General features: G+C 34.8%; 3 protein-coding genes, 1 tRNA gene and 3 rRNA genes. 5 read left to right on the plus strand and 2 right to left on the minus strand.

Annotated features, from left to right (window positions below):
- Positions 1-662: 662 nt before the first annotated feature.
- The 4 genes from CHLWT_RS01915 to rrf all read left to right on the plus strand — a co-directional run bounded on the left by CHLWT_RS01915 (position 663) and on the right by rrf (position 6,476).
- A 16S ribosomal RNA gene (locus CHLWT_RS01915) occupies positions 663-2,401 on the plus strand.
- A 221-nt stretch (positions 2,402-2,622) separates the two neighbouring features.
- Positions 2,623-2,698 (plus strand) — tRNA-Ala (locus CHLWT_RS01920).
- A gap of 600 nt (positions 2,699-3,298) precedes the next feature.
- Positions 3,299-6,207: ribosomal RNA gene (locus tag CHLWT_RS01925) — 23S ribosomal RNA — on the plus strand.
- Positions 6,208-6,358: 151 nt separating this feature from the next.
- Positions 6,359-6,476, plus strand: a 5S ribosomal RNA gene (rrf, locus tag CHLWT_RS01930).
- The 16S, 23S and 5S rRNA genes sit together here with 1 tRNA gene alongside, the layout of an rRNA operon.
- Before the next feature lie 806 nt (positions 6,477-7,282).
- On the opposite strand, the gene CHLWT_RS01935 is transcribed toward rrf, so the two are convergent.
- Positions 7,283-7,477 carry a hypothetical protein gene (locus CHLWT_RS01935; RefSeq protein WP_111971399.1) on the minus strand — a complete coding sequence of 65 codons (195 nt, stop codon included), beginning with the start codon at positions 7,475-7,477 and terminating at the stop codon, positions 7,283-7,285.
- Positions 7,478-8,543: 1,066 nt separating this feature from the next.
- Here CHLWT_RS01935 and CHLWT_RS01940 point away from each other — a divergent pair.
- Entirely contained in the window at positions 8,544-9,791 is a 1,248-nt protein-coding gene (locus tag CHLWT_RS01940; RefSeq protein WP_112000476.1) for a type II toxin-antitoxin system HipA family toxin, read from the plus strand.
- A 105-nt stretch (positions 9,792-9,896) separates the two neighbouring features.
- Here CHLWT_RS01940 and CHLWT_RS09380 read toward each other — a convergent pair whose 3' ends face one another.
- Entirely contained in the window at positions 9,897-12,329 is a 2,433-nt protein-coding gene (locus CHLWT_RS09380) for an autotransporter outer membrane beta-barrel domain-containing protein (protein WP_244948785.1), read from the minus strand.
- Positions 12,330-12,370 lie beyond the last annotated feature (41 nt).

Genomic DNA, 12,370 nt, shown 5'->3' on the forward strand with positions numbered 1-12,370 from the left:
GAGATCTAAACTCATCTCATTCGGTATTAAATTTGGCAGAGTCGTATTTTTAGTGCTATACGACTCTTGCAAAACAAAATACCGCAAAAGTTACTTTGTTTTTATACCTATCCATTTATTAAAATCTCTCACAAAACATCCTTTATTTGAAAATAATTTTCAAATAGTAACCAAATTTGACTTAAATTTATATTATAAAATGATATCTATTATCATAAAAGATAAAAGAAAGTATAGCCTTGTATTAATACTTTATATTAATAAATATTTAAATTTGATATCCCCCCCCACCACAAAAAACAAAAAACTTCTCAATTGTTAAGCATATTTAATCTATATTTAAGCTTAACTCTTATATAATTCCAACTCACGAAATGAGAAACACCTTTTAACTCTTCTAGTTAGAAATCATTTTTTTTATTTTCGATGTTTTTTAAATTTATAAATGTTAAACTATCTTTTATAGTCAATCTTTGAAATCTAAACAAGTGATCGATTGAGCCAAGCAATTTTAATTATTAATTGCTAATTTAATAGTTACAAATAATTAAGTTTTTAGATTAAAACTTCAACATAAAATCCTTAATTTAGATTGCGTAAGCAATCTTTGTCTTTAGGGATTGGTTCTTAGCGGCAGCTTTGCTGACGCGTTAAAGAACATAAAAATGGAGAGTTTGATCCTGGCTCAGAGTGAACGCTGGCGGCGTGCCTAATACATGCAAGTCGAACGGACAAGTAAGAGCTTGCTCTTATGAGTTAGTGGCGCACGGGTGAGTAATGTATAGTTAATCTGCCCTATGCTGGAGGACAACAGTTAGAAATGACTGCTAATACTCCATACTCCTTCTTAACACAAGTTAAGTCGGGAAAGTAGCTCTTAATAATGCATATAAAATGGATTTTAAAACAAAAAGCTAAAAAGATAACAATGAGCTTTTTTGAAGCTTTACATAAGTAAGGCAAGAAAAAGTGAAGCAGTTAGCTTTTAAAGATTTTTGTAAAAATTCTAAATTATAAAATAGTTTTTAAATTAAAAATATTTTCTTTAAAAGAGATTAATAAAAGTAATTTTAAAACTTTTTTATATGTATTATTAAGAGCTCTCGGCATAGGATGAGACTATATTGTATCAGCTAGTTGGTGAGGTAATGGCTCACCAAGGCTATGACGCATAACTGGTCTGAGAGGATGATCAGTCACACTGGAACTGAGACACGGTCCAGACTCCTACGGGAGGCAGCAGTAGGGAATATTGCTCAATGGGGGAAACCCTGAAGCAGCAACGCCGCGTGGAGGATGACACTTTTCGGAGCGTAAACTCCTTTTGTTAGGGAAGAATAATGACGGTACCTAACGAATAAGCACCGGCTAACTCCGTGCCAGCAGCCGCGGTAATACGGAGGGTGCAAGCGTTACTCGGAATCACTGGGCGTAAAGGACGCGTAGGCGGATTATCAAGTCTTTTGTGAAATCTAATGGCTTAACCATTAAACTGCTTGAGAAACTGATAATCTAGAGTGAGGGAGAGGCAGATGGAACTGGTGGTGTAGGGGTAAAATCCGTAGAGATCACCAAGAATACCCATTGCGAAGGCGATCTGCTAGAACTCAACTGACGCTAATGCGTGAAAGCGTGGGGAGCAAACAGGATTAGATACCCTGGTAGTCCACGCCCTAAACGATGTATACTCGTTGTTGCTCTGCTAGTCAGGGCAGTAATTCAGCTAACGCATTAAGTATACCGCCTGGGGAGTACGGTCGCAAGATTAAAACTCAAAGGAATAGACGGGGACCCGCACAAGCGGTGGAGCATGTGGTTTAATTCGAGGATACGCGAAGAACCTTACCTGGGCTTGATATCCTAAGAACCTCTTAGAGATAAGAGGGTGCTAGCTTGCTAGAACTTAGAGACAGGTGCTGCACGGCTGTCGTCAGCTCGTGTCGTGAGATGTTCGGTTAAGTCCGGCAACGAGCGCAACCCACGTATTTAGTTGCTAACAGTTTGGCTGAGCACTCTAAATATACTGCCTTCGTAAGGAGGAGGAAGGTGTGGACGACGTCAAGTCATCATGGCCCTTATGCCCAGGGCGACACACGTGCTACAATGGCATATACAATGAGACGCAATATCGCGAGGTGGAGCAAATCTATAAAATATGTCCCAGTTCGGATTGTTCTCTGCAACTCGAGAGCATGAAGCCGGAATCGCTAGTAATCGTAGATCAGCCATGCTACGGTGAATACGTTCCCGGGTCTTGTACTCACCGCCCGTCACACCATGGGAGTTGATTTCACTCGAAGCCCAAATACCAAACTGGTTATGGTCCACAGTGGAATCAGCGACTGGGGTGAAGTCGTAACAAGGTAACCGTAGGAGAACCTGCGGTTGGATCACCTCCTTTCTAGAGTACAATACTAGTAAGTCTCACAACTACTAGTAAAAGAAATATAGCTCAATCAAGCTTGTTTAGGTTTGAGGGATTGACAAGTTGCAAATACCTTAGTTTATGATTTATGAAAAAGCAAAGCTTTTGAATAAATCTTTGTAACTTTAGGTGGGTGCAGGGAGCGTAGCTCCCGCTCGCAAAGACTAGCTTTGCTGGTCTGCGAAGTAAAAAAAGATGGGGAATTAGCTCAGCTGGGAGAGCGCCTGCTTTGCACGCAGGAGGTCAGCGGTTCGATCCCGCTATTCTCCACCATAGTTTAAATTTAAAAGATAGCAATAATATAAATTTATTAATCAAAGTCTAATCAGAGAGTTTATTTTAAACTTTCTGATTAGACTTTAGTCTAAAGTTATTTAAAATACCATTGTTAAAAATCACAATCAAGTTTTAATATTTAAAACAATTTTACAGGACTTGTTAGAGCTTTGAATTTAGTTTAATTTCAAATATTCTATATCAAACAGTGTTATCCCAATAATATAAAAGATATAGTTTATAAATATTAACTTCACAAGCTATTAAGCTTTAAAACTTACTTAATAGTAGTTAATACTTTCCGTCTTATTAAATTTAAATTTAAATACTATAAATCTAATAGCCATATCTTTAATAAAAGAAAAGAGTAGTAAAAATCTTTTTTATTTTATAGATTAGCTATCTATTTTTATCTTTAACAAGGAAGTGATGCAAATTAGAATAATAATCTAAACAAAAATATAAAATTCGTAACGATAGTTTTTAATTAGTTTAATAGCAATCATATAGTAACCCTACTTGTAGGGACTTTAGTTTGTTTAAACTTTTTTAAAATTTGTCGTAAATCTGAGTAAAGCTCAGATACGAACTAAAAAAAGGTAAGCTACTAAGAGCAAATGGTGGATGCCTTGGCTAGTAGAGGCGATGAAAGACGTGCTAGGCTGCGATAAGTCTCGGGGAGCCGTCAAGGGGCTTTGATCCGGGAATTTCTGAATGGGGCAACCCAGTATATAGTGATATATACTACCGCAATGCGGAGCGAACGTTGGGAATTGAAACATCTTAGTACCAACAGGAAAAGAAATCAAACGAGATTACGCTAGTAGCGGCGAGCGAAAGCGTAAGAGGGCAAACCACTAGCTTGCTAGTGGGGTTGTAGGACTGCAATATAGACTTAAACAATCTAATAGAATAAGCTGGAAAGCTTAAGCATAGAGGGTGATACTCCCGTATATGAAAGTGCGTTTATACTTAGCAGTATCCTGAGTAGGGCGGGACACGTGTAATCCTGTCTGAAGCTGGGTAGACCACTATCCAACCCTAAATACTACTACTAGACCGATAGTGCACAAGTACCGTGAGGGAAAGGTGAAAAGAACTGAGGTGATCAGAGTGAAATAGAACCTGAAACCATTTGCTTACAATCATTCAGAGCCCTATGATTTATCAGGGTGATGGACTGCCTTTTGCATAATGAGCCTGCGAGTTGTGGTGTCTGGCAAGGTTAAGGAAACCCGGAGCCGTAGCGAAAGCGAGTCTTAATAGGGCGTATAGTCAGATGCTGCAGACCCGAAACGATGTGATCTATCCATGAGCAGGTTGAAACCGGTGTAAGAGCCGGTGGAGGACCGAACAGACGGCCGTTGAAAAGGCTCCTGATGACTTGTGGATAGGGGTGAAAGGCCAATCAAACATCGTGATAGCTGGTTCTCTCCGAAATATATTTAGGTATAGCGTTGTGTAGTAACTTTGTGAGGTAGAGCACTGAATGGGCTAGGGCATACACCAATGTACCAAACCCTATCAAACTCCGAATGCGCAAAGTGTAATCACAGCAGTCAGGCGGCGAGTGATAAAATCCGTCGTCAAGAGGGGAACAACCCAGACTAACAGCTAAGGTCCCTAAATCTCATTTAAGTGGAAAACGATGTGAAGTTACTTTAACAACCAGGAGGTTGGCTTAGAAGCAGCCATCCTTTAAAGAAAGCGTAATAGCTCACTGGTCTAGTGATTTCGCGCGGAAAATATAACGGGGCTAAAATGAGTACCGAAGCTTTAGACTTAGTTTTTAACTAAGTGGTAGGAGAGCGTTCTATTCAGCGTTGAAGGTATACCGGTAAGGAGTGCTGGAGCGGATAGAAGTGAGCATGCAGGCATGAGTAGCGATAAAAGGGGTGAGAATCCCCTTCGCCGTAAACCCAAGGTTTCCTACGCGATGCTCGTCATCGTAGGGTTAGTCGGGTCCTAAGCAAAGTCCAAAAGGGGTATGCGATGGAAAATCGGTTAATATTCCGATACCAATATTAGTGTGCGATGGAAGGACGCTTAAAGTTAGTGGAGCTAGCGGATGGAAGTGCTAGTCTAAGGATGTAGATTAAGTGGTAGGCAAATCCGCCACTTTTTATTCGAGATCTTAAAGGCTCTCCAAAGTCTTCGGATAGCGGGGAGAATCCATAATACTATCGAGCCAAGAAAAGTTTCTAAGTTTAGCTAATATTGCCCGTACCGTAAACCGACACAGGTGGGTGGGATGAGTATTCTAAGGCGCGTGGAAGAACTCTCTTTAAGGAACTCTGCAAAATAGCACCGTATCTTCGGTATAAGGTGTGCCTAACTTTGTATTAAGATTCACTCCCAAAGCAAAGAAGGTTACAACAAAGAGTCCCTCCCGACTGTTTACCATAAACACAGCACTCTGCTAACACGTAAGTGGATGTATAGGGTGTGACGCCTGCCCGGTGCTCGAAGGTTAATTGATGGGGTTAGCATTAGCGAAGCTCTTGATCGAAGCCCGAGTAAACGGCGGCCGTAACTATAACGGTCCTAAGGTAGCGAAATTCCTTGTCGGTTAAATACCGACCTGCATGAATGGCGTAACGAGATGGGAGCTGTCTCAAAGAGGGATCCAGTGAAATTGTAGTGGAGGTGAAAATTCCTCCTACCCGCGGCAAGACGGAAAGACCCCGTGGACCTTTACTACAGCTTGACACTGCTATTTGGATAAAGATGCGCAGGATAGGTGGGAGGCTTTGATCCATAGACTCCGGTTTATGGTGAGCCATTGTTGAGATACCACTCTTCTTTATTTGAGTAGCTAACTAGCTTGCGTTATCCGCAAGTAGGACAATGTCTGGTGGGTAGTTTGACTGGGGCGGTCGCCTCCCAAAATGTAACGGAGGCTTACAAAGGTTGGCTCAGAACGGTTGGAAATCGTTCGTAGAGTATAAAGGCATAAGCCAGCTTAACTGCAAGACATACACGTCAAGCAGAGACGAAAGTCGGTCTTAGTGATCCGGTGGTTCTGTGTGGAAGGGCCATCGCTCAAAGGATAAAAGGTACCCCGGGGATAACAGGCTGATCTCCCCCAAGAGCTCACATCGACGGGGAGGTTTGGCACCTCGATGTCGGCTCATCGCATCCTGGGGCTGGAGCAGGTCCCAAGGGTATGGCTGTTCGCCATTTAAAGCGGTACGCGAGCTGGGTTCAGAACGTCGTGAGACAGTTCGGTCCCTATCTGCCGTGGGCGTAAGAAGATTGAGGAGAGTTGACCCTAGTACGAGAGGACCGGGTTGAACCAGCCACTGGTGTATCAGTTGTTCTGCCAAGAGCATCGCTGAGTAGCTAAGCTGGGATGTGATAAGAGCTGAAAGCATCTAAGCTCGAAGCCAACTCCAAGATGAATCTTCTTTTAAGAGCTCTAGTAGACTACTAGTTTGATAGGCTGGGTGTGTAAGTGATGAGAGTCATTTAGCTGACCAGTACTAATAGCTCGTTTGCTTATCTTTATAAGCATCACTTCCTTGTTAAGGATAAAATATAATCCTTTTAGGTTTTTAAAATATTTTTAGATATTAAATTTAGTGATTTTTAACTTTAATACCTTAGCAGTGTTAAATAAGATATTACTCTTATTTAGATAATGTTTTATTTAACACTGCCCGTGGCTATACAGATGAGGAAACGCCTTGCTCCATCTCGAACCAAGAAGCTAAGCTCATCATGGCTGATGATACTCTCTCTTACTGAGATGTGGAAAAGTAGGTCGCTGCGGGCTTTGTTAAAATATTTTTGAATATTCTTTTTTTATCTTAATCTTGTTTTACAGAATAATTTATAAATCAATCTTTTTTAAAACATTAAACAATTTATAATTATTGTAATTTTAAAAAGATTTTTTCATATTTATATTTATTTATATTTATTTATATTTATTTATATTTATTTATATTTATTTATATTTATTTATATTTATTTATATTTATTTATATTTATTTATATTTATTTATATTCCCAAATTTAATGTTTATATGCTTTTAAATTTATCTTTATTATCTTTATTATCTTTATTATCTTTATTATCTTTATTATCTTTATTATCTTTATTATCTTTATTATCTTTATTATCTTTATTATCTACCCCGGGCTTTTGAATTTTAACTTTATACTCTTTATAGGAGATTTGGTTATAAATAATTAGTGTGATGATATGATATGGTGATTAATATATCATTACGAAAATTTATAATGGCTCTATTGTTTGGGTATAGTTTTAGTAAAACAAATACTGTAGATAATTGAATAAACATAGCTTTACTATAGATATCTGCTATAAAACAAACTAACTCCATAAATAATACGTAAAATATGTAAATTTATATACTTTTTTAGCTTATTATAAATCAAACAGCTAGATTATAATTTAGCTGTAAATGCAATGGTATTAATCATTGTTTATATGTATTAATATTGTTCTAAGCGTTGTTTCCATAAGCTCTTCTTTAGTAGCAGTATTTAAATTTAGCGTAAGTCAAACTAGCAAGTAAGGCTATTAAACCAAATGATCTCATCTAAGATATCGCTTTAATAATGCTTATAATTTGGCTCTTTAGCAAATTCACTCACAAAATCTAAACTATTTAAGCTTTGGTTTAAAGCTCTAAAATCCACTACTCCATTAACGCTATTTTTATCCATTAGATTTTTAGTTTCGCTTAGTGCTTTTGTGGCTAAATTTATGTTACATTTACGACACAATGTAAATTGTGCAATACTCAATAAAGGCGTTTTTAACGTTTATGTTGATAAAAAAAGATTTATTTATCAGCTTATGATACAATTTCATAAAACAAGAGGGATTTGGTGGTGCTTAAAGCAAATGATAGACTAGCATTTAGCTTTTGTAGCTTTTTGATTTGGATTTTGGATTATTAGTTTCAAACTCTTGATTTAATTTATTTTAGATTTATGTAGTAAGAGTATCAAGCTGTATATATCATATTTAGATGACATTTATTTTTAGATCGCTATCATATAATCTGCTATATTACATTAAAAAGGGATTAAGATGATTAATAGCCCTAAATTTAAATACTGCTACTAAAGAAGAGATTAGCATAGTATCATAGAGTATAGATTAAATTTAACAGCATAGAAGAAAAAGGCAGATATGAAGCTATAAAAGCTGATCTTAGCGATATCAAATTTAAAAACAAAATCAAATAATAAAACAAAAGAACTCAGATAGAGCCTAAGAACAATAAAAATAAAGAGATGAATAAAGCAAAGTTAAAATTATGTTTAAGTAGCTTTAAAAATACATCATAAACCAAACTATGTAAATTCAAATTTATAACCTTGAATTTTTTAATTAAAAATTTAGAATTCAATGCAAATTTAAATTACAAAGGATTTATGTATTGCTTAGCAAACTCTTAAAACTCATATAAGGGTTTTACCAGAATTAATTATACCTAATAAAATACATATTTCACTATATCTATGGATTATTCACTTTAATAGTAACTTAATATAATATATAATTAGCTGTTTATTATATTTTAAAATTAGGTTAATTTTCATAAGACCTTTCTTATAAAAAAGAAAAATGAAAATGGGTGAGTAATCTGCTACCATTAGAAAGCAAAATATTGCTAATTTTATGATACAATTACTTATAAACCAGAAAACAAAAATCTAAATTTTGCGATAGCTATATATATATAAATTTAACGCATTTATAGCCATTATTATTTTGTGTATATTTATCGTTTGGGCATTTAAAACAGAGATAAAACACTTTATATTATTTAATCTTTTTTGCTAAAACAAAATGAAAGGTAAGATGAAAGATTTATTTGAAATTTATGATAATGAAACCAAAATTGGCGAAATGAAAGTATATGCAGTAGGTAAAAACGAAACATATTATTTTTCATATGACAAACAATGGTTAAAAAATGGATTTGAAATAGACCCAAATTTACCTTTAAAGGATATGGAATTTATCTCAAAAGATCTTTGGGGTATCTTTTGCGATATTAGTCCTGATAGATGGGGAAGGCTCATCCAAAAAAGAAAAGCAAGAAGCGAACTTACAAGTAGCGAATATTTGATTTGGGTTAGTGATTATTTTAGAGTAGGGTCTATTAGAATCAAAAGAGATGGAGAATTTGTATCTTCAAAAACTGATATTCCAAAATTAACAAATATAAATGAACTTTGCCAATCAGCTAGTAGAGTAGAAGAAGGCGAAAGTTTAGATAGCGATATAAAAAATTTATTAGCTCCAAGCGGGAGTCTAGGTGGAGCTAGACCAAAGGCTAGCATTATTAAAGATAACAAACTTTATATCGCCAAATTTCCATCAATCAAAGATGAATATAAGCAAATTTCAAAATGCGAACAAACTATGTTAGAAGTGGCAAAAATAGCAAAAATCAATGTTTGTAAAACACAACTTTATGAAACGATAAAAGGAACTGCTTTATTAGTTGAAAGATTTGATAGGATAGGAAATGAGAGAATACCATATAAATCAGCAATGACACTTTTAGGGGTTAAAGAGAGTGAAACAAGTGATGAAAAAAGCTATGTTGATTTGGCTTTTATATTAGATAGTAAAAATAAAAAAGAGCTATTTCGTAGAATGGTTTTTAATGGTTTATTTGGTAATACAGATGATCATTTAAAAAATCACGGCGTTTTATATGACAGAGAGACAAAAAGTTGGAATTTAAGTCCAGCATTTGACATTACGCCTGATATGATAATATACTCAAAGCAAAGCCACGCTTTAAATTTTATTGATTTTGCAAATTTGCCTTCTATTGAATTATTTAATGGGATAAAAGAATTTTTTGAGATAAATGAAAGTGAATTTAAAGAAATTTTATCTGATATGTTGATCGCAAGAGATGAATTTGAAAAAATAGCTAAGAAAAACGGAATAAATAGCGATAACTTAAAAATGTTAAAAAATAATTACGAACACGAAGATTTTGAAAAAATTAGAAATTTATATAGAAATAAAGTTTATGAAAATACTAATGATAAAGGACCAGTAAAAAATACTAGCGAATTTAGCTTATGATAAATAAACTTTTTGTCAAGCAAATCAAAAGCATAATAAAATAAGCTTTTGGTTGCTATGACAAAAAGTCAATCCTTTTTTGCGATAGAGTAGAAATTATAATAATTAAAATTTATATTTAACCTCTATATTTCCGTTTAAATAGGTTTCATTTTTAGAATCTACTTTGCCGGCTAAAATTTGTTTAGCTCCAACTCCAGCGTCCAAACTTAGTCTATCATTTAAGGCGATATTTCCACCTATGATTAGTTGCCCATAAGTCTTTTTCTTATCACTTCCTTTAATAGAAAATGCAGCATTTGAGCCGATAAAGCTTGCTGTATAGTCATCTCCATCGTTGATTATATATTGCTCTATTTTTGGTGAGATGAATAAGTATGAGTTTTCACTGAAGTATTTTCTACTCTCTAAGCCAAGCTCTAAGCTAACTGAATTGTTGGTATTAGATCTTACCTTTCTTGATAAAGCACCTGTCTCTGTGTAATTAGGCGTATAGCTATAGTAGTAATTCGCCCCTACAAAAGGTTTTAAAAATAGATCGCTACTTACGCTAAAGACCTTGCCAATATTTGAGCTAAATCCAACAAATTTTCTATTAAAATTTGCACTATTTACATTTCCAGCTAGGCTTATATCTTGTTTTGTATCACCTATTTGTCCGTAAATTTTAGAGTTTATCTCATAAGAGTCAAATCTATAAGAGCTATAAAGACCTATTTGGTAGTTATTTACTTTTTGCTCGTTTAGCTTATCTTTGATATTTGAGTTTGCATAAGTTGCATAGACGCCAACTAGCAAATTATCGTTAAATTCTCTATCGATACCAACGCTAATACCATATAGCCCGCCACTATTTCCATCTATGATATTTACACCGCCAAATGTATTTGCCCACACGCTATTATCGTAGTTACTTATACCATAGTAGTCATAGATAGCGTCACTTGCTATATTTGTGCTGTTTGCCAAAAGGCTAGATTTAAGCACATTAGCAAATCTTACTTCGCTATAAGGGTTATTTATACTTGCTACTCTCTTGCTTATACTCATATCATTTGATATATTAATAGCACTATTTATACTACTTCCATTATTTAAGATATTTATGCTGTCTCTAGAGCTATCTCTGACATCTTTAAAGAACTTGCTATGTGTGATTGCTTTTATGCCGACTGAAGGGTCGATATCTGAAGCAATTAAGCTATTAAATATATTTTGCGATTCATTTATATTTCCTGATGCTTGCATAGAATCGGCTGCTTTATTTAGTCTTGTTGCCCCATCAAGTGTATTTGCGCCGTTGCCAAGAAGTAGATTATAGGTGTTTGAGTGCTTGGTTTTTAGGCTAGATGCTTTTTCAAATATAAATTTAGAAGTTGGAGTGAGCTCAATTCCTAACGCATCCATTTTCTCTTTTGTGCTTAGTTTGCTCTCATCGCCACCATTTTCATCTATCTTAGCAATAATATCGTTTTTATTCTCAATTTGCTCTTTTATGTCTTCTAAGCCATCTTTAATAGCTTGATTTAATGCAGCATTAAAATCTAAATCGTAGAATTTAACTACATTTTCTAGATACTCTTTTTCAATTTCAAGTATGGCTTTTATGCTATTGACTTTGTCAGTAACACCGCCACTGATGATAAGATACTCTTTATTTCCATTTTTTTCTACGCTTAATTTATAATCTACTAGGTCTTTTAAATCCATAGGTGGAAGGTAGCTACCGTTTGTCATTGATGAGAGTTTATCTGCTGTATCTTTCTTAAAAACTTGATCAATTCTCTTAAAAAGGCTAGCTCCGGCTGTGTTTTTGGTAGCTATATCTTTATTAAAACTTTCTGCGCTCATAAATACAAATCTATTTAGTGTTAGATTATCAACATTTAACCGATGGTTGCCTAAATCTTTATTTAACACAAAAAATTTAGAATCTGTGATATTTACATTTTTACCAACATTAAAATTTAAATTTCCACTAGTAGAAGCACCATAAAATTTAGTATTACTAGCATTTAAATTCCCTGTTATATTTAAGCTGGCATTATAGTTGTCATTTTGCAAACTGTTTATAATCATAACTGAAGAGTTTAAGGAATTTGGTTGCGACTCATCGCTATTGCTTATACGCACATTTGCATTTACCCGATTTGCATTTTTGTAATACTCTAAATTCATATCTTTTAAACTAACTTCAGAAGCAGTTAGATTAGCATTATACATTCTAGACTCTGTATCTGTACGATCCTCATCTAGTATGTTTTCTATGGCTAGCTTTTGGCTGCCTGTATTGATATATAGAGATGTGTTCTCTTTGCTGATGTTATCTACGACAAAATCATTTACATTGCTACCTATGATTAAGTCTTTATTTTTATAAGTATCTTTGATAGTGATGGTTGCAGTGTTGCCATTTGTTTTTAGATCAAAGTACTCGTCCAAACCGCCTGAATTTGGAGTTATGTAATTTTTAGCACTGGCATTGCTTACTAATCCTAAACTGATTATCGTACTTGATGCAATTAGCGATAGTTTCATAAAATCTCCTAAAATAAATTTTTGCGCCAGAATTATTGCTA

The sequence above is a fragment of the Campylobacter hyointestinalis subsp. lawsonii genome, from assembly GCF_013372165.1.
Classification (GTDB): domain Bacteria; phylum Campylobacterota; class Campylobacteria; order Campylobacterales; family Campylobacteraceae; genus Campylobacter; species Campylobacter lawsonii.